The organism is Nonomuraea sp. LP-02 (genome assembly GCF_036289125.1).
Taxonomy (GTDB): Bacteria; Actinomycetota; Actinomycetes; order Streptosporangiales; family Streptosporangiaceae; genus Nonomuraea; species Nonomuraea bangladeshensis.
In genome coordinates this window covers 8,462,913-8,481,897 of sequence record NZ_JAXCLK010000001.1, presented here as the reverse complement: position 1 = coordinate 8,481,897, position 18,985 = coordinate 8,462,913, and the positions used below count along the sequence as shown (strand labels likewise).

At 63.5% G+C, this 18,985-nt stretch carries 13 protein-coding genes and 4 pseudogenes; 10 read left to right on the top strand and 7 right to left on the bottom strand.

The annotated features are described in order from the left end of the window. Window positions 1–164: 164 nt before the first annotated feature. The gene (locus SMD20_RS39860) at window positions 165–488 is read right to left on the bottom strand and encodes a hypothetical protein (protein WP_329591167.1); all 324 of its coding nucleotides are present in this window, start codon (window positions 486–488) and stop codon (window positions 165–167) included. Window positions 489–1,503: 1,015 nt separating this feature from the next. Between SMD20_RS39860 and SMD20_RS39855 the strand changes: the two genes are divergently transcribed. Next, on the top strand, window positions 1,504–1,767 hold the full coding sequence (locus SMD20_RS39855) for a hypothetical protein (RefSeq protein ID WP_329591166.1): 264 nt from the start codon (window positions 1,504–1,506) through the stop codon (window positions 1,765–1,767). Next, window positions 1,755–2,144: a tyrosine-type recombinase/integrase gene (locus SMD20_RS39850; RefSeq protein WP_329591164.1), complete on the top strand. Its 390-nt coding sequence runs from the start codon at window positions 1,755–1,757 to the stop codon at window positions 2,142–2,144. The genes SMD20_RS39855 and SMD20_RS39850 overlap by 13 nt, the downstream gene beginning before the upstream one ends. Window positions 2,145–2,525: 381 nt before the next feature. Here SMD20_RS39850 and SMD20_RS39845 read toward each other — a convergent pair whose 3' ends face one another. After that, window positions 2,526–5,849 (bottom strand): hypothetical protein, encoded by a 3,324-nt coding sequence (locus tag SMD20_RS39845; protein WP_329591162.1) that lies wholly within the window; start codon window positions 5,847–5,849, stop codon window positions 2,526–2,528. Between the two features lie 79 nt (window positions 5,850–5,928). On the opposite strand from SMD20_RS39845, the gene SMD20_RS39840 reads away from it, so the two are divergent. Continuing rightward, window positions 5,929–6,183, top strand: coding sequence for a hypothetical protein (locus tag SMD20_RS39840; protein WP_329591160.1), 255 nt, complete (start codon window positions 5,929–5,931; stop codon window positions 6,181–6,183). A gap of 97 nt (window positions 6,184–6,280) precedes the next feature. Beyond that, window positions 6,281–6,399: pseudogene (locus tag SMD20_RS48495) on the top strand (IS982 family transposase); the annotation flags it as partial. On the opposite strand, the gene SMD20_RS39835 reads toward SMD20_RS48495, so the two are convergent. Beyond that, entirely contained in the window at window positions 6,391–7,182 is a 792-nt protein-coding gene (locus SMD20_RS39835) for a hypothetical protein (protein WP_329591158.1), read from the bottom strand. The pseudogene SMD20_RS48495 and the gene SMD20_RS39835 sit on opposite strands and share 9 nt — an antisense overlap. A 769-nt stretch (window positions 7,183–7,951) precedes the next feature. Between SMD20_RS39835 and SMD20_RS39830 the strand changes: the two genes are divergently transcribed. Further along, a complete protein-coding gene (locus SMD20_RS39830; protein ID WP_329591156.1) occupies window positions 7,952–8,926 on the top strand; it encodes a hypothetical protein in 975 nt (324 codons plus the stop codon). A gap of 167 nt (window positions 8,927–9,093) precedes the next feature. On the opposite strand, the pseudogene SMD20_RS39825 reads toward SMD20_RS39830, so the two are convergent. From SMD20_RS39825 to SMD20_RS39815, 3 genes and pseudogenes are all read right to left on the bottom strand, one after another. Further along, a pseudogene (locus SMD20_RS39825) lies at window positions 9,094–9,219 on the bottom strand (IS5/IS1182 family transposase); the annotation flags it as partial. A 155-nt stretch (window positions 9,220–9,374) separates the two neighbouring features. Then, entirely contained in the window at window positions 9,375–10,331 is a 957-nt protein-coding gene (locus tag SMD20_RS39820) for a hypothetical protein (protein ID WP_329591154.1), read from the bottom strand. Further along, window positions 10,331–10,825: a DUF6932 family protein gene (locus SMD20_RS39815; protein ID WP_329591152.1), complete on the bottom strand. Its 495-nt coding sequence runs from the start codon at window positions 10,823–10,825 to the stop codon at window positions 10,331–10,333. The genes SMD20_RS39820 and SMD20_RS39815 overlap by 1 nt, the downstream gene beginning before the upstream one ends. A 205-nt stretch (window positions 10,826–11,030) precedes the next feature. On the opposite strand from SMD20_RS39815, the pseudogene SMD20_RS39810 reads away from it, so the two are divergent. Further along, a pseudogene (locus SMD20_RS39810) lies at window positions 11,031–11,981 on the top strand (IS630 family transposase); the annotation flags it as partial. Window positions 11,982–12,190: 209 nt separating this feature from the next. Further along, window positions 12,191–12,337, top strand: coding sequence for a hypothetical protein (locus SMD20_RS39805; protein ID WP_329591151.1), 147 nt, complete (start codon window positions 12,191–12,193; stop codon window positions 12,335–12,337). A 398-nt stretch (window positions 12,338–12,735) separates the two neighbouring features. Here the strand turns inward: SMD20_RS39805 and SMD20_RS39800 are convergent. Further along, window positions 12,736–13,510, bottom strand: a pseudogene (locus tag SMD20_RS39800) (transposase family protein). Between the two features lie 1,184 nt (window positions 13,511–14,694). Here SMD20_RS39800 and SMD20_RS39795 point away from each other — a divergent pair. The 3 genes from SMD20_RS39795 to SMD20_RS48490 all read left to right on the top strand — a co-directional run bounded on the left by SMD20_RS39795 (window position 14,695) and on the right by SMD20_RS48490 (window position 18,830). Then, window positions 14,695–16,128, top strand: coding sequence for a hypothetical protein (locus SMD20_RS39795; RefSeq protein WP_329591149.1), 1,434 nt, complete (start codon window positions 14,695–14,697; stop codon window positions 16,126–16,128). Next, complete coding sequence (locus tag SMD20_RS39790; protein WP_329591148.1) at window positions 16,129–18,015, top strand: DEAD/DEAH box helicase; 1,887 nt, start codon at window positions 16,129–16,131, stop codon at window positions 18,013–18,015. A 140-nt stretch (window positions 18,016–18,155) separates the two neighbouring features. Continuing rightward, window positions 18,156–18,830 carry a protein NO VEIN domain-containing protein gene (locus SMD20_RS48490; RefSeq protein WP_442942628.1) on the top strand — a complete coding sequence of 225 codons (675 nt, stop codon included), beginning with the start codon at window positions 18,156–18,158 and terminating at the stop codon, window positions 18,828–18,830. Window positions 18,831–18,985 lie beyond the last annotated feature (155 nt).

The window sequence follows — 18,985 nt, the reverse complement described above, 5'->3', positions numbered from 1 at the left end:
AGCCTGCGAGCCGGATGCCCGCGCCAGGACGTTCTCGACCGTTGCCCGAGCCGCAGGGCCGCCGCGGATCGTGTGCCGGCGCCAGCCCGTCCGGCGCGTCGCCCCAGCCTTTGAGCGGGCTGCATCTCGAGTACTCGCTGAATGCCCAGGTCCCGTTGGCCCGGTCATCGCAGCTCCTGGTCGATGGCGCGATGAAGACCGACGTCCGAGATCAGCTCCCGCACCTCGCGCCAGGCATCACGGGTCGCGTCATTAAGCGAGGCGCCGATCGACAGCGTGACCGTCGCGACGTCCCACGTACTGTCCGGCCCCACCGGTGCCATCGAGGCCGTCCACTCCTCGCCGACGTAACCCGGGAGCCGGACGTACGAGGCAGCTGGGCCAAAACGCCTCCGCACCACAGGCACGAGCAGCACTCGCTCCGAACCGGCCCCGTCCGCGTACCTGACCGCTGTCATCAGTGGCGCGGTGCCCTCGATGCCGTGCACGACAAGTTCCAGGCTGTACCCAGGGACGGAGTCCCTGTGCCTGCGCACGAGGAACCGGGCGGTGCCGTCCGGGGACGATGCCTCCAGCAGGCCATTGTCGTCTCCCGCGGCGGCCAAGCCGCCGGCCCGCGGGAACTGTGGGAGATGAAACCAACCAGGACCAAGCGGCTGAGGACGTGACCGATCACGCGCAGATTTGGAAGCCGGATGCGGGTTCCCGTCTGGCTCCTCCGGGAGGGCAGGCTCGGTGGCGGGCGGGGCGGAGGGTAGGTCAGCGCCGATGAACGAGGCCCATAGCCGCTGCCGCAGTGTGTACCCCCCGCGGGCGCGAGCCCCCGTCAGGGGGCGGTGGGCGACCGTGCCACCAGTGAACGAGCGCCAGGAGCGCCGGACGACCGAGCCTATGCTCATGACGACGCCTCTCTGGACACGGGAGGCGTTCCCTCGTGGTCCGCTGAGGTCGGAAGTGTCTCCAGCGGTGCTGCGCCGGGTGCGCGGAGAGCCTCGGCTGATGTGGCCGCACGGCCGATCTGGGCCAGTAGTGCCGGGGCGGCGGCTCCCACGGTCACCGCTGCGTAGATACCGGTGACCTCGGTGTGGAGCAGCCACCCCGCCGCGCCTCCCATCGCCACGCGCATGAGTGCGGCGAGTGAGTCCGCAAGTGGATCAATGAACCTGCCGAGCGGGGGGAGCGGTATCTCTGCAGCCAGCGCCGCATGTCGCGCGTCTTGCCAGTTTCGTAAACGTCCGTAGGTGACGACTGCTTCGGCGATCAGCCCACCGGCCGCCCCGGATGCCACAGCTTCGATCCACGTCAGCATCAATCTGCCCTCAGTCGATCTCATGTCGCAGTACCTGACGGGAAGTTAGCGTATGCCTTCGTGTAGGCGTGGGGCTGGCATTCAAGGCCACCACCGGAGCCGAACTGCCTCATCGCCGTCGACCCCATCCGGGGATCTGGACAGCCCGACGGGCAGCCCGCTGGCAACAGTCAGGAGAACGTCCGGCGACCGCGGTGTGGACCGAACAGCAGCTCGCGGCGTTCCTGGCCGACCTGACACAGGACGGCCTGTACGCCGCCTGGTGGCTGGCCGCGCTGCGCGGCCTGCGGCGGGGCGAGATGGCCGGGCTCCACCGGACGGACGTCGACCTGCAAGGTGCGGAGCTGACGGTGGCGCAGCAGCGAGTGCACGCCTACGGCCAGGTCATGGTCGGCCCGCCGAAGAGCGCCCCCATCTGCCGGGTAGTGGCCCTGGATGGGAGACCGTGCGGGTGCTGATGCGGCATCGCGAGCGGCAGGAGGAGCTGAGCGCGGCGGCGGGTGCAGGCTGGCAGGATTCGGGGTACGTGTTCACCACCGCTACAGGTGCGCCGCTGCGGCCGGACTACCTCACTGGCCGGTTCCGCCATCTGATGGCCGCCTCCGGGCTGCCACCGATCCGGCTGCACGACCTACGCCATGGCGCCGCCACGCTGGCGCTGGCCGCGCACACTGACCTCAAGGTGGTGCAGGCCATGCTGGGGCACGCCAGCATCGTGCTCACCGCCGACACCTACGTCTCGGTGCTGCCGGAGGTGGCCCACCAGGCGGCCCAGGAAACGGCCCAGCTGGTGCTGAAAGCCGCGTCCGCGCTGGGGCAGCCGCTCGGCGGCTGACTCAGGATTGCCTCACATCGCCCCATGCCGCGCCGGCGCGCAAACACGGCTGCGGTTTCCGCTGGTGAAAAGCGCGCCCTGCAGGATTCGAACCTAATGACCGTCGGATTAGAAGGCTGTGCCGTGGTGTGATGGTTCGTGCCACCTCAGCGCATTTTGTGTGTCAGGCGGTGTCAGGTCCTGACGGCGTGTGACGGGGCGTACGAGCACGCACCGAGCACGGCTGACACCGCTAATTAGATCATTGCAGGTGGCGCCACATATGAATCCTGTACCCAGAGCACGCCAGCACCACGTATAGATGACGGTCACTGTGCTCGGCACGTGCTCTATCGGGTGAAGCCGCCATGATCAGTGGGAGGCTTGTACCTCGGCAGGGGTTCACTCCAGGTCCTGCCACCTCCATGAGGCGGCGGGGCTTCCGCCCGGTTCGCGTCCGAACATGAACGCGTCCTCCTGGTCACCGCGGAGGGCGTGCCGGAAGTGCCCTGCGGCGCAGAGCCGATCAACCAAGGTGGCCACCAGCCCGTATTCCTTGAGCTCCCGAAGGGCTCTTAACAGCCGGGCCGCGGCGTCCGGGTCGTCGACAGCGGCCTGCTTCGCGGCACGCTCCGCCAGGGAGTGGAGATGTTCGCGGGCGCCGAGGTGATGCAGTCTGATCATCAGGTCGAGCGCGGTCTCCGGGTCCTCGACCGCGGCTTGGGCGGCGCGGTCGGCTAGCATGCAGGCCTGCGCGTTGGCCTCGGCGTCTTCGACGTCTTCGATGTCCTCCAGGCTCTGCAGCAGATCAGCCCCGATGTCCGGGAGGGCAAGCGCGGCGGGCGCGCCAGGGTCGCCGCTCAGCGGTGTCGTCGCAGCCTGCCACTCGTCCAGGCGCACGGCGGCGCGGGCGGCCAATCGGGTGGCTTGCTCCTGCTCCCCCATGCTCTGCAGCGTTTCCAACAGCCTAAACACGGCGCTCATCTCGTCGAGGCGTACCCGCGCTGCCGGGTCGCGAGCCAGCAGCACCTTGATCGACTCGTCCACCCCGAGCTCGAGCAGGCTCTCCAGGAGCCTTGTCACGGCCTCCGGATCGTCGACGGGGCTTTGTGCGGCGGCGAGGTCCGCCAGCGTGATGCCGTGCTCGTGGGCGCCCATGTGGTGCAGGTGTGTCAAAAGCCTGGCTGTGGCGGACGGATTGTGGACGGTGATGCGGCTGGTGGCGCGGGCCGCCAGCGCGCGGGCGTGCTCGTGCTCGCCGATGCTGGCCAGCGTGCCCAAAAGGTCGGCCACGCTGCTGGGGTCGTCGAGACAGGCGTGTGCTGCCGGGTCACGGGCCAGCAGTATCTTGATCTGTTCATCCGCCCCGAAGTAGTACAGCCTGCTCAGCAGCTCAGCGACGCTGCCTGCCCGGTCGAGGGGAACGTGGGCGGCGGCGCGGGCGGCTAGTACGGCGGTGTGCCGATCGATCGGCCCGAGGTCTCGCGGGCGGGCCAGCAGGGCGACGTGGTCGTCGAATTGCAGGTTCCGCAGGGCGTACAGCAGATCCTCCACGGCGCGCGGGTCGTCGAGGGCGGCGTGCGCGGCAGGATCGCGCCTGAGCAGCGCGGCGAGCTGCGCCTCAGCGCCGGCCTCACGCAGCCCTCTCAGCAGGACGGCCACGCGGGAGGGCTCATCCAGCGGTACGTGTGCGGCGGCCCGGCCTGCCAACACCTTCAACGGCGCATCAGCCCCGAGCTCCCGAAGTTCCAGCAGCAAGTCGGTCAGGGCGTGCTCGTCATCGAGTGGGGAGTGCGCGGCGGCCCGGTCGGCCAGTGCCGTGAAGTGTGGGTCGGCCCCCACCTCCTGCAGCGTGCTCAGCAAGCCCGCCGTCGCGTACAGGTGGTCGAGGGCGACCTTCGCCGCGGCGCGGCCAGCCAGCTTGGTGACCTGATCGCGCGCCCCGACGTGGTCCAGCGTGATCAGCAGGCCAGCTACGTGGGCGGCGTGATCCAGGACGGCCTGTCCGGCAGGGTCGCGCGCCAGTAGCGTGGCGATCGCCCCCCACGCCCCTGCCGTTCGCAGACTCTCCAGCAGATCGAGCACGGCATCGGGGTCCTCGAGTGCCGCATAGGTGGCTGCCCAACTGGCGGCGTGAAGACCGGTGTCTGGCAGGGCGCGTACGTGTCGGACGAGGTCGTCGGCGGCGCGGGCGTCACCGTGGCGGGTGGCGTTCTTCCACAGCTGAGCCGCGTGACGATATAGGCCGCGAGCCTGTGCCGCCCGGCCCAGAGCGCCGAGATCGCCAGGAAGGGCATGCCGAGCGGCCGCGATCCACACGTCCTCGCGCGGCCATGTGTCGGCGGCGCGGTGGCGGGCGCCGTGCTGCTGGAGGTAATCGGCCAGCCGATACAGCGGCCCAAACTCCGTACCGGCAGATGGGGCAGCGGCCGCGCGGCCGGGCCGCCCGGTCCGGCGCCCATGCGGTCTGGCCAGGACCGGGACGAGGATTCCGGGGATGCCTCGGCAAGGGCGAGTCAGGTATTCCAGCGCCTCGGTCGGCCAGCGCGTGCCGTCAAGTTGTTCCCAAGCGGTCTCGGTGAGGTAAGCGGGAGCCGCCTCGATCAGGAACGCCAGCGGCAGGCCTGGCCCGCAGCCGAGCCGACGGGCCTCCAGCGCAGCAGCAATCATCGCTGCGGCCTCCGGCGGCGCGTTGTGGTAGCGGCTCATCAAGACGGGTACCCCAGCCAGGTACTGCGTGATCTGGCCATCCCGGGCGCGTGTGGCCGCCTCCTGAAGTCGAGGATCCTTGTCCGCCTGGCTTGCAAGCGCATCGCGGTCGGCGCCGGTGAACGCGGCCGGAACCGGGATCTCGCTTCCGGTGAGAAGCTGCCGGGCGTGGGCGTGCCGGTCCGGCTCTGCCGGACTCGTCAGGGTGTCCCAGTACCTGGGCCATAGCGTGGCCAGCACCAGCACCGGCGCCCGCCCCGGATTACGTAACAGCTCCCGCAGCTCAGCCGCGACCCGCTCGCCTCGTTCCCGGTCAGCCAGATAGTACTGGGCCTCGTTCAGCCACACCACGGTGTAGGGCGCGATGTTGTGAAGCCCGGCAAGGATGGCCTCGGGGCGGGCAGGGGCGATGGGATGCCACAGCCGCCACGGCTGGTCCCGCCCGCGCAGCAGGTGCAGCACCTCCCAGCAGGCACGGGTCTTGCCAGTGGAGGACCCCCCGACCAGCACCGCGATCTGGCTGGTCCCAGCGATGGCCTGCTCCGCCACCGTCCGCAGCGCCCGGTCGTGCGCACGCGGAACGTAGGCCGGAAGGCGCGGCAGCACGGCGGGAGGATAGTCGATGGCGTGGTGGACCTCCAGGGCGAAGGGGTCGCTCACCTGCTGCAGCGGCCACCCTGCCCCAGCACGCGCCTCTGCCGCAGGCCAGGGCAGGGACGTTTTCCGGTCGGCCTCCAGCCGTTCGGCCCAGGCCCGCACCGACGGGGGCTCCTCTTGGGCCCATCTGGCCAGCACAGCGCCAACCTGCGCCAGCTGATCCACCTCACGGGGCAGGAACGCTCCGGTCGACCAGGAGTTCACTGTCTGCGGCGGTACACCAGACTCCTTGGACAGCCGTTTTTGCGTCGGCCGGCGCCCCTCGTGATGGGCGGCCTGGTCCCACAGCCGAGCCAGTTCGGCCAGCACCCGCGAGGACGCATGGGGGCCGGTCTCGGGACGAAACGGCGATCCCGGCACGCACCCCTCCCGGCACTAGCGGCTCGGATCCGGCTGGGACATGACCGGATCCCCGCCTGAAGCAGGAGCATAACCAAGCGTGGCCCAGCCGGATCCGGAATCGGTCGTATCCGGTCGGCCTGCCCTCCTTAATTGGCATCAGGCCGCCCCGATAGCCCCGGCAGCCTTTGTCTCTGCCACCGCGAGAAAGGAATATCTGCTGATGCAGGTCTCCCGCTCCACGCTTCGCCGTCTCGGTCATGCCGTCGTCTTCGCCGCCGCCCGCGGCGCGGCCGCAGCCTCGGGCTCCGCCCTTGTCGGTGCCGTCATCTGGTGGATCACCCACCAAAGCTGATCGCCTGCCCCACAGGTAGGTGACACGAAGGCCAAGGGCAAAGGCAGCCCTCAAGATCCCCCGCCACGACGGCGGCGACATGGACTGGTACTCGGGTCCCGCAGGCTTGCCGATCATCGGGCTTTGGGCACCCTGAACATCGACGAACGCCAGGTGCTCATGGCCATCTGTGAGCCTGACCCGCACCTCCTGACTGACAGTCCCGGCCTACTTCTTGGATTGGCTGCTCATCATGAAGGCGAGGACCGCCACGCAGAAGCTTAGAGCGGTGAACGCCATGTCGAGGGGCGCATGGATCTTGTCATCAAGGGCTACGGCAATGGGGGCGCTCAAAGCGGCCCCAAACGAACCGCCGAGGATCATGTACCACATGTGCTGCGCTGCCCGCTTCGGGTCACAAGTAGGCAGGTCCTCCACCAGCGCCTCGATGGGTTCACGAAGTTCACTGCTGGCCAAGATGTCACTTGTGAGGACTTCGATGGCCTCGGAGTTCTCACGCGCCAGGCTGACCAACTGAATCTCATCGTCGGAAGCGTTTGGTGGAAGTACCGCTTCGTCCAGTGCGATCGACACCGCACGCAGAACGTCAGGCCGGCTTTTGAGCGACTGCCTGTAGTCCTCCAGATTGGCCTGCGCTCGTTCGCGCTGTTCAGAACGACGTGCGGCTACAGCCCTGACGATCTCGCTGCGCCGCGCCTCTGCCGCTTGCCGAAGTGCTGCACTAGCAAGGATACCTCTGTGAAGTTCCTCAAAGAGTTCGGCGTTGTCGCGGGCGATACGGGCGAAGACAGGAGAAAGGGACTCCTGAATCTCGCGCATTTGCTGTACCGCGGGAGCGAACGGTACCGCAAGTGCCGGGCCTACTGCCTTTGCAAGCTGCTCTACCTGCGGCAAAATCGCCCTACGTATCGATTCGCCAATGGAAGCCAGCAGTCTCTGGGCGGCAGGAGACAGCTGCCTGGCAACACCGTCGTCATCCGCGAAGCTCAAGGTGGTCACGGCGGTCAGACTATCGATCAGCTCCGACAAACGCCCCGTGCTCGCAGGTGGGCCATGAGAAGGTTGCCTGTCATGCAACCCTCCTCAAACCGAGTATGTCGACCACTGCAACGGTCATCGCCCACACCAGTCCCGCTCGCAGCGACCACCCGATCACGATGAGCAAACCAGTGTGCCACTGGAAGACCGGATCGAACGCCGCAAGATACTCGACCGGCTGATCAACGAGTACCATCGAGCAGCGTAGCCACTCCGGAGGACTCCCAGGCTCAAGCCCCATGCGATGATTTGAAGCGGTACGCCGTCTGCCGCTCACGCAACGTCAGTAGGTGCAACGCCGAAGTCACCGCGTGGCTGCGACGCAAGCATCTGGACGGACGTCCCTTCCTGCTGCGCCACCTCGAGATCAAGGCCGCGCTCGCGCTGCAGTTCCAAGGGAGCCCAGACGCCCGGCGAGCTTGAGCGTGACAGAGTCGAGCGCCTGGCGTCACGGGCTGTGCACCATTGGGTGATCAATCTTGCGCCTGGGTCACGTCCACGGACGTGGTGTATGAGTCGATCTTCGCGTGATCCTATTTCTGCAGGTTAAGCGGTAAGTGTCTGCGGGAGTGGGTTCTGGGCCGGTGTGTCGCTTGCGATGAGCCGGACGCGGGCCTTGGCCAGGATTGCGCCTGCCGATAATTACGTCCACCCAGGTCGTGGCCCTGCGAGGGCTTCGCGAGCTCTGGTCACCCGAGAGACGGAAGCGCGTACGGCAGGATGATCGGCTGTGCTGCTTCGCCTGGCCTACCTGACCGACACGAACACGTTCGCCGCGCTGCGGTTGCTGCCCATGGGCGATCGGGACAAGGACGTGGAGATACTTGCTCTGCGTCACCAGATCACCGTCCTTGAACGCCAGCTCGGCGCCGACACCAGAGTGAGATTCGCGCCCGAGGATCGAGCCTTACTTGCCGCGCTCCTGACGTCGCTACCGCGCGAGGTCCTGCGCCAACTGCGGCTCCTCATCCGTCCGGACACGGTTCTCCGCTGGCACCGCGATCTGATGCGACGTCGCCATGCCCGTACCTGCCGGCCGAAGCGACGTGGGCGCCCGTCCACGGTCCGCCCCATCCGCGTTCTAATCCTCCGTCTGGTTCGGGAGAACCCGAGCTGGGGCTATCGGCGGGTGCATGGTGAACTCACCACGCTCGGCATCAAGGTCGCGCCGTCCACGGTATGGGAAATCCTCAAGCAGGAAGGTCTCGATCCGGCGCCCGAGCGGCCGGCCACCACGTGGGCCGACTTCCTGCGCTCGCAAGCCGACGCCCTGCTGGCCGCTGATTTCATCGAGACCATCACCCTCAACGGGCAACGCCAGTACATTCTGGCGGTGATCGAGCACGCCACCAGGCGTGTCCGGGTGCTCGGCACCACCGCACACCCGAGCGCCAGCTGGGTCATCCAGACGATCAGGAATCTCGGGATGGATCTGCACGATGCGGGCTGCCGGGCGCACTTTCTGCTCCGCGATCGGGATGGGAAGTTCCCTGCCCTCATGGACGAGGTGCTCGCCGAGGCCGGCATCAAGACGGTGCTCACCGGCATCCGGATGCCGTGGATGGACTCGATCATAGAGCGGTGGGTGCAATCGTGCCGTCACGAGCTTCTCGACCGCTGTCTGATCTGGAACGAACACCACTTGCGGCACGCCCTGCGCGAAATGAACACTTCTACAACCAGCACCGAGCACATCAAGCCCTGAACCAAGCAGCCCCGCTGCGCACCATCCCCGATCCGATCACGGCCCAGAGCGAATCCTCGACCTGAAGGTCCGCCGACGAGACCGGCTCGGCGGCGTCCTCCATGAGTACTCACAAGCGGCTTGACCTGCGTGGATGGAATTGTCGGCAGGCGCAGAGTACGAGCAGGGGCTTGCCGGGATGGGTCCAGCCGTCGCCATCGGCAGCGGCGCGCAGCCCGCTGCGCGCGGATCAGTTCGGCCAGGCGGATCAGGATGTGATTGGACAGCGGAATCGCGGCACGGTATGACAGCAACGAGGCTCTCCGGTAGAGGCATCGGATCTTGGTCGACTGCCGTCTTACCGGGAGCCTCTTCTCATGCCAACCCGTCCCGGCGCCATCCCTGTTGACCAGCGCGATCAGGTTGGAAAAGCCTCTATGTATAGCAACAGACGCGCATCCTTACAGCCTCAGCGAGTCTCAGCCATACCGATAAGCAGGTATTTAGTCCGCGTGATGCCAGTTGTAAATGACTGAGAAACAGTTACTTCGAGAGTTGCTATGACTTGACGCTCATACCAATTACGAAGTTGCGGAACAAGATCCTCTCTCACTTTTCCCACCAACACTTCACCTTCTGGCGTAACAAGCTCAAACGCGTTTCGAAGGCTACTTACTCCTCGGACAACCCCTACTTTTTCCTGAATTTCCTCCCCAACCCTGGCACGCTTGAGAATTTCATGGATTCTACGGGCCTGGGTGGCTCTTAGGTGCGCTCGGCGCTCACCATCGATGGGTGATAGCAGGCTAAGTTCCGCATCGATTCCGGCGTCCGCCATTATCCGCAGCAGGCTATTGAGGTGCTTATGCGTTCGTGGACCTAGTGGGTACACGTCATCGACTAGAGTGTCCTCGTTGAGATCCTCGGGTTGTGCGTCGCGGACTACAGAAAGTAGTCGCTCAACTGCAGCGACCGCCAGTGGCGGAGGCTGATCTGTAGCATCCGGGAAGGGGAGTTCATCCTCCGTACGAGGATCGGCAGGAGTACGCAGTTGGAGAACTACGGAACCAGGCGCTGCGGCTTCAAGAGAGAGCGAAGTTTGCTCTCGGATCTCTGAAGGGATGGAGCTGAAAGCAGTCGCACTCCCTTTGAGCGCCTGCCCGATCGAAGATACAGTTTCCTGCAACTCATCTAGAAATGGCCCGAGCGCATCCAGCTTTATTTCATTGCCCACGATGGCTGACCCTGCAAGATCGATACGCACCTTCGGGCGTCTGCAATCGTCAAGGCGCGCGACAACTTGTTCCAACCTGCGTCGCAGACTAGAAAGGGCCAAGCGAACACTCGGAGAGGAATCGCTTGCACGCTCGGCAATCATTTGTTCGAGCTCTTGGCGCTCCTCTTCGAGGTTGGCGATCCAAGTCATCACCGCACCTCCAAATAGCCCTTGGCCATCCCCGGACGAAACCGGGACCAGGCGCCACTCCAGTAGTCCCGGTCACTTTGGTATAGCGCACTCCGATGGTCCCCATCAGGGAACACGGACACTATATAACTATCGACGCGTGAATAGGCGAGCTGACCGTGGCTGTTACACAGCTCTGTGATCACATCACGGCGCCATCTGGGAAGGCGGTCATACGCGGGACCGTCCACAAAAGTGACGACATCGATGTCACTGGGATTTAATTTGTTGGTAACAAAACTCCCATCTATCCACTGATAGAGCACAGGAGCAAGCTGCTTCATGGCTGCCCTGTGTGACCGCCATTCGTCATAGATCGTCGAACGGTTGCTCGTGTGCGAGAACGCCTCAACAAACCGGCGCTTCACCCCTCCGGGCGAGCACTGGTATCGACCGGGAGGGAGCACCCCCTCCTCGGTGAAGGAAGGAAGCGTGGTCTGTCCGGCGACCGTCACAGCCCCTCCTGTTGACGACTGCATAGCTACACCACACTAGCTGAGCTGGTGATGGTTCGGCAGAGGCGGTCGGTAACAGGTCGGCATGTCGTACAGAAGCAGAAGTATCTAGTGCTGTGACCGGAAATGATCACCGGGTTGGCGTGTGAGACGGTCCTGCCGGTTGGATGAGCTGATCACGTTCGTTCAGCAGTCGGGAGGCCCGGTGACGCAACCGGTCAAGGTCCGCAGGCTCTCGGACCAAGAGGGGCAGAAGCTGCAGCACATCGTGCGGCGCGACACGATGAGCACAGTGCTTTACCGGCGGGCGATGATCCTGCTGGCCTCGGTCGGCGGCAACACCGTCCCGCTCATCGCGCGCCTGGTCCATGCCGATGAGGACACCGTGCAGGACGTCATCCACCGGTCCAACGAGATCGGGCTGGCCTGCCTGGACCCTCAGTGGGCGGGAGGCCGTCCCCGCCTGATGAGTCCTGACGACGAAGACTTCATCACGGCGACGGCCACCACCCGCCCGACCAAGCTCAGCCAGCCGTTCACCCGCTGGTCCATCCGCAAGCTCCTGCACTATCTGCGCCGCCTGCCCGGCCGGGCCATCACCCTCGGCCGGGAGGCGTTACGCACCCTCCTACACCGGCACGGGATCACCTTTCAACGCACCAAGATTTGGAAGGACTCGCCCGACCCGGACTTCGACGCGAAGCTGGAGGAGATCGAGCATGCCCTCACCCACCGCCCCGAGCGCACCTTCGCCTTCGACGAGTTCGGCCCGCTCGGCATCCGTCCCACCGCCGGGACGGGCTGGGCACCCGCCGGTGAGCCGGACCGGTTGCCGGCCACCTACCGCCGTACCCAGGGCGTGCGGTATTTCCACGGCTGCTACTCCGTCGGCGATGACCTGCCATGGGGAGTTAACCGGATGCGCAAGGGCACCGACCACACCTGGGTCGCCCTGAAATCGATCCGGGCCGTCCGTCCCGATGGCGCACCGATCTACGTGATCCTGGACAACCTGTCGGCGCACAAGAACTGACGCAACCGCACCTGGGCCAAGAAACACAAGGTCAGGCTGCTGTTCACGCCGACCTACGCCTCCTGGGCCAACCCGATCGAGGCCCACTTCGGGCCGCTGCGCCAGTTCACCCTGGCCAACTCCGACACTCTTCGGGGATGTGTGCGGGGATCGTGTGGATCACTTTGGCACGGTTGGATCGCTTCCGACAGGGGTAAGAGGTTGCCGCCAGGTTCCCAGCGGGAGCCATTTGGTTGGCCTCGCGAGCGGGTGTCACCTGGACAGTTCCTGATCCTTTCGATGGTGTACGCCGTCACTCGCCGTTCGTTGTCTGAGGTGCCCACCTCCAGGTCATGCTGAACACCAGTAGCACCGCCCTCGCCACCCTGGCCGACCTGCCCGACATCGAACCGGCTCCCCTGAAGGTCATCGAAGCCTGCCTGCCGTCCGATCGGCACATTGACCCCGGCCTGGGGATCGCCGCCCTCTCCACCCGGTGACCGCCCACCGCCTGGCTGCCGCTCAAAACCCAGCGGACGAGCAGCGCTCCATCTCACCCGTGCGAATCGAATCGCAACAGCAGCCAGCACCAGAACACCCCAAAGCCTCCCAGCGGGCCGTCGACCTGTACGGCGAGCTGGCCTGACTCACTTTAAGGTCCCCCGCACTCCCAACACTTGATCTCAGGCCATCGCCCGATCCAATGCGATACTGGCACGTCTGTCGTCGCCGGAGACCGGGGTGCTGGCCAGCCGGACGCGGCGGGCGCTGGATTCGACGGTGCTGCGGGATGCGGCCGCCACCCAGGACACCATCACCCAGTTGATCGCCGCGATCCGCCGGGTCGCCCGCCAGGTGCCCGGCGCGAGCACGCTGATAGCGGCACACTGAGCACTTTTCATCTTGAGTAGCGGCCTTCTTCGATGAGTTGCAGGACGAGGATGGCCTGCACGATCGTGGTGGCGCGGTGTGGGCGGCATCGCAGCCGGGTCAGGACTTTCCAGATCTTCAAAGTGGCAACGGCGCGTTCCCCGCGGGCGTGGATGCGGGCGTGTGCGCGGTTGACCGCGCGCTGATGGCGTGACAGCGGTGGCCGCAGGTGGTGGCCTTTGAACGGGGTGCGGATGCTGCCGCCTGCGCCTTGATATGCCTTGTCGGCGAAGGATCATGCGTGGCGCCGGGCAGCGCGGGTGAGGCCCACACCAGCCGGCCGGCCGGATCGGCCAGGACCTGCACGTTCACGCCGTGGCGGCGGTGTTTAGAGTACGAGTCAGGCCATGGCCCCGGAGCAGCACAACATGATTCTCACAGCCGGAGTAGTACGGGCGTTCGTCGGCCAGCCGGTCCATCGGGATCAGGGTGCCGTCCAGGATGGCGTAGGCCAGCCGGCCGGCGCGTAAGACGGCGGCGTGGACGTCGTCGGCGAGCATGGCGAGCAGGTCGGTCGCCTCGCGGACGTAGCGCCAGGCGGTGCTGGTGCCGACGTGGAAGCCGGCGGCCAGGCGGGCGTAGGTGTCGCCGTTGCGCAGGTGGGCGAGTACGAGCAGGGCTTGCCGGGATGGGTCCAGTCGTCGCCATCGGCAGCGGCGCGCAGCCCGCTGCGCGCGGATCAGTTCGGCCAGGGGGGGCAGGGTGTGATTGGACAGCGGGATCGCGGCACGGTATGACAGCAACGAGGCTCTCCGGTAGAGGCATCGGATCTTGGTCGACTGCTGTCTTACCGGGAGCCTCTTCTCATGCCAACCCGTCCCGGCGCCGCCCCCTGCTGACCAGCGCAATCAGGTTGGAAAAGCCTCACTGCCATACCCACGACTACACCGACCCGGGCAAACCGAAGATCGCCTGGGACGATGAGGAAGCCGAGAACGCCCTGGCGAGCGGGCTGGTCACCCACGCGCTCACCCTGCCAGACCACCTCAACGGCCAGCCTGTGGACAACATGGCCGAGTTCACCATTCATACGCCGGTGTCTCCGCCTCGAGTTCTCTGCAGCCATGCGCAGGACAAGGGCCTTGACCGCAGTCGCAGTGGTGGCCGTCCGGGACAGCGCCGTCTGCTGTGGTCCTGCTTCTTGGCCACGATTTCGCGGTGCCAGGCCAGCAGCGTGGCCGGAGGATCGGCAAGATTGACCCGTCGGGAGCGAAGTACCAGATGCGAGAGCGCCGCGAACCAAAGGCGGTCGGCTGGTTGGAAGCGCACCTGCGGGACCTGACTGTGTAGAACCGTGTTCTATGTCGCAGCACGAGCAGTTCCGCCTCCTTGTAGACCCCCAAGCCGTAGCAGCAGCAGTACAGGCAAAGACAGCAGGCGCCGTGTAACGATGTATACGGTGGACGAGATCACACAATATGGTCCTGGGCAACCCCGGCCAACCGCTTGGCGGTCCTCAACCGCACCCGCCAACGAAGGCTCTCCTCGTGATAAGTGATAGGAGTTCTTGAGCCCCATAGTTTCTCGTGACGGAGCACCAGCCGCTCAAAGTCATGGGACGGGCCGGCACATCCAGCACCGGCGGCAGGCTGATCAAACCCCTCACCAACCGGTAGACAAACGGCACAACACCCCGGCAATATCGCAGCCCTCTGATCATGCAGCAAAACCCCAGCTCACAGCACGAAGCCGTGTCTCCAAGCGGGACGCCATCTCGTACGCCGCGTCGCGCGCATCGACACGGCCGCCACCCATGGGGACCTGACCGACTCAAATCTCCCATCAACAGCTGGTCGGCGGCGTACCCTATCGGGGTGGGCCATCCGGGTGGGACTACTTCAGGGCGGTCTCCGATCATCGGCCCCCGCTTTGTCAGTCCCCTTGCTACGTTCACCTATATACACAGACCAATCTCGCAAGGACCGCAATGACAGAGAGTAATCGGAAGCTCCACATAGTTCGCGCCCTCCAGCAGTACGAGCAAGCGCCAGGCGCAAAGGAGACTCTCACGCTCCCACTCAGAGGTGGGACGATCCTCCCCGTTATCGAGCTCCCCCTCGACGTTCCCCTCCTGAATCACGAAAGCTTCCGCATCGCCCCGCAGCTTGACGACCATCCCGACTGCGAACTGGTACGAGCAGATCCAACTTCCGAGCGCTCACAAAGGGTCATAGCCCAGCTAGTTGAGGAGGTGCATCGCAACGCCGATGCCCTTAAAGAGAATCTATCTCAGGAGGGACAGCAGCAACCCGGGCTTATAACCCGTTCGGCGAAGCTTATCAACGGAAACACGCGATGCGTGCTACTCCGGCAGCTGGACCGGTCAGGAAAGGGAAGCACAACCACTATCAAGGTCGCTGTCCTGAGCGACATCTTCGATAACCGTGAACTCCTAGAGATCGAGACCGTACTTCAACAACAAGTCGAACTCAAAGACTCCTACAGACTCGCAAATCAGCTTATGATGATAAAAAGGCTCCATGAAGCTGAGCTTACTGACGAGCAAATAGCACGGACGCTGCGCCTCAATAAAGCCAACGGTATGACCGCAGCAGAACGAGTTTTCGAGCGTAGAGAAATCCTTCGACTCATGGAGAGAGCGCGCAAGCTCGTACATCCACCGCTTCCTATGACGGTATTCGCCACAGACGCGGACAAGCTGCAAAATTGGCAGGAACTCCTAAGAAGCGTCAAGCACGCCGAGCTGGAGCGGAATAACACCTTCGCTTCTGATCCGATCATAGCGAGCTGGATGATCGCATATTTGACTGGCAACAACTCAGTACACAAGCTTCGCCACGCGACCGGCAGCTTCATCGAAGAACACGTCCTAGAAGAGCTCGGCAGGTACAAGGAGCAGCTTCAACCCGCTGGTTCTACGCCTAAGGGGCCGCCGCTAGAGGGCGATTCTGCCGACGGCCTGGATATTCTCGGAGAGGATACAGAAGATCCAAACGACGCCGTGCAGCCAGAAATCCGAGCTCTCCTCAATGTTGTCGCACGGGCCCATCAGGCCGACGAACATACCGAAATCGTCCTTCCCACCGGGGAAACTGTCGCAGCGCCCGACCTCCTTTCCGAAGTGGGCGTCAAGGTCAAGAAGGCTCTCGACCTTGAGAAACGACGCAGTGCAGCCGGCACGAAGCTCCTCAGACCACAAGGACACCTCAACAGCGCCAAGACTGCTCTCAACGATGCTCTCAAAGCACTACAGGATGTCAGGACCGACATTCAATTCGAAGGCAGCAAGCCCACTGTCCTTATGCTCCTCCAAGAAATACAAGAACTCGCAGGTAAGGTCGCTCAACTTGTCGCGGACTCCCCAACCCAAGAAGTCATCGTTCTGGAGGAGCGTAGCTAAATGAATCCATCGGTCCGCATGTTCTTGCACGGTACGCCGCCGTCGATCGTGGTTGAGCGCCACAACATGGATAGAGGAGTATGGGAGGACATACTCCTCGCGCTGAACGATGGATCGTCGTCACTCGGCCTCGAAACCAAGATCCGTCCTGACACGTTGGTTGGCAGAAGACGCATACTCAAAGGCGTGCTACGTCGCCATGGAGTCCGCCTCGAGGTTGATCACGCAGTGGCGTCCCTTCTCGAGGCGGCCAATCGCGACTCTAAGGCTCTCAAGGGCGCCCTAGACCGAGTAGATCACGGCGGTTCCGCATCAATCGATGGCCGCTCAATCGGACCGACACTCGATCTGCAAACACGCTTTACGCGTAGTCTCCGAGACTTCCAAATTCGGGACTTTAGCAAGCTTGCGAGCCTTCCTCACGGTGCTAACTTCTCAGTTCCGGGCGCAGGCAAGACAACCGTCACCTTCGCCCTACACGAACACGTGAAACGGGCGGGCCAAGTTAATCGTCTCCTCGTTGTGGCGCCGCTTTCAGCCTTTAGTGCTTGGCAAGAAGAAGCCACCAAACTGCACGAGCCGCCCCTGACTTTCTCCCGTTGGATGAACGGTCCCGTTCAAGATACGGACCTGGTTCTTATCAATTACCAACGTCTTTTAGCTGCACAGGTCCCTCTCAGTATATGGATGGCCGAGCACGCAGTGCATCTCGTTATCGATGAAGCACATCGGGCAAAGAGAGGAACAGCTGGCGAGTGGGGAAGGGCTATCATCGACCTAGCCCCCTTTGCGGCACGAAGGGACATCCTGACCGGCACGCCCGCACCCAACCATCCCCGTGATATTGCGGCATTACTCGATATTCTCTGGCCTGGCGGCGAGATTTCTCGCCAGCTTCCTGACGACGCGTTGCGCGCGGATCCCTCCACGACCGCTCTATCACAGATGAACCACACGATCCGCCCACTGTACGTGCGTACCACGAAAGGGGAACTCAAACTTCCAGAACCAGACATCGAAGCGATGCTCGTACGCCCGGGCCGCATACAGCGCGCTATCTATGACGCAATGCTCAACAGATATGCCGGAATGTTCGATCTCGATCGACGCGATAGTGCCATGTTTTCACAAATGGGTGAGGTCGCGATGTATCTCCTTCAGGCCGCTAGTAGTCCGCGATTGCTCGCACAAGATGCCGACCCAGGCCGTGCATACCGTTTCCCGCCACTCTCGATTCCACCTGGGAGCCGCCTTGCACAACTCGTTGAATCATATTCACAACATGAAGTTGCGCCCAAGATAGCTCATGCGTGCGCTATCGCTAGAGAGAATGCACTCGAGAAAGAAAAGACCCTTATCTGGTCCAACTTCCCCGATAATCTACTTGACCTTGAACAACAGCTATCCGCTCTGCGTCCAGCGCTGATCTATGGCGCCATTCCTTCCCAGGACGATGCCCCCACGGGAACACGAACCCGGGAACGCGAGCTCGATAGATTCCGCAATGACCCTAGTTGTCGGGTCCTGCTCGCTAACCCAGCGGCTATGGCCGAAGGCGTCAGCCTGCACAAAGACTGCCATCACGCTATCTACATCGATAGAACATTCAACGCTGGCCAGTACTTGCAATCGCTCGACCGGATTCATCGTCTTGGCCTCGACCCGAATATCACCACCAAAATGACAATCCTGATCACGCAGGGTACTATTGACGAACGCGTAGCGCGCAGAGTCGAACAAAAGACACGTAGACTAGGCGCCATTCTGGCGGATGACTATCTTGCTCAGATGGCTCTTCCAGACGATGAGGATTATGGCGCCCCGATGGACGACCCTGCAGACCTCGAAGAGATTTTGCGCCACCTTCAGGAAGATAAATTTGGGTGAATAACGTTAATCGTCACGCGAGAGTGACCTACTACGAACTACGGAGTGCCCTTTACGTCGCACGCCTTCTTGATGTACAAGGTAACAGCGAAGCGGCTCTACATGCCTCATATCAGCGTGCGTTAACTGACGGCCTCCATATGCCACAGAGCCTTCGTCGTGGTGAGCAACTTTTACTAAGCCTCCGGCTTTTGTCTAAGAAGGCAGACGATCATATAGTTGCGACGCGGGAACTCCGCCAAATTGCTTTGCTGGACGACCGGCAGGCGCTGACATACCTTGCTATCTGCCTCGGCGCAGACATCCACTCTGCACGTCGCCTTGCCTCTGCAGAAGAGCGATCGCTTGGAGTCGGGTCTGGAGCGACGGGCCTCGACGCTAGAGCTGAGTTGGGGGAGCTTGGTGAAACGTTCGTCGTCGAACGATGCGCCGATGAGCTCGCTTCGCTTGGTCGAACCGATCTGGCTTCGAAGGTGCTGCAGGTTAGTAAGATTTCGGACTCCTTTGGCTATGATGTTAGTGCCCCGACTATTAGTCGGGAGAGTCGGCTGCTCGAAGTCAAGACTCAGAGGAGCCGAGGCGGATCCACCTTTCGCCTCTTCATCTCCAGAAATGAGGTGGAGGTCGGGCGTATTGAATCAGCCTGGGCCCTCGTCTGCTGCGAAGTAACAGACAGCGAAGTTTCGATTGTAGGATGGTGCCGCTGCCAGGCTTTAATGCCTTACCTGCCTGAGGACAGGAATGGGCGCTGGACCGAAGCATTAGTCGTTCTACCTAAGAGCGTATTGGCTACTCACTTTCCAACCGCGATTTGAGTTCTCTCAGAAAGCAGATAGCTGGCCCAACTCTTCATGCGGCAAATCTTCAATGCCTAGCACGACGCAGTACGGGATCCTTCACGATGTCGTACGGGATCCTTACTGTCAGGAGAGCCCGTGGCTCCAGCTTCAGGAGGCCGTCCCCGTGATGT

Bases quoted from the DNA above. Each gene is read 5' to 3' on its own strand.
- SMD20_RS39820 (WP_329591154.1), bottom strand. From the start codon at position 10,331: ATGACTTGGATCGCCAACCTCGAAGAGGAGCGCCAAGAGCTCGAACAA.
- SMD20_RS39805 (WP_329591151.1), top strand. From the start codon at position 12,191: ATGCTGAACACCAGTAGCACCGCCCTCGCCACCCTGGCCGACCTGCCC.
- SMD20_RS39795 (WP_329591149.1), top strand. From the start codon at position 14,695: ATGACAGAGAGTAATCGGAAGCTCCACATAGTTCGCGCCCTCCAGCAG.
- SMD20_RS39790 (WP_329591148.1), top strand. From the start codon at position 16,129: ATGAATCCATCGGTCCGCATGTTCTTGCACGGTACGCCGCCGTCGATC.
- SMD20_RS48490 (WP_442942628.1), top strand. From the start codon at position 18,156: ATGCCACAGAGCCTTCGTCGTGGTGAGCAACTTTTACTAAGCCTCCGG.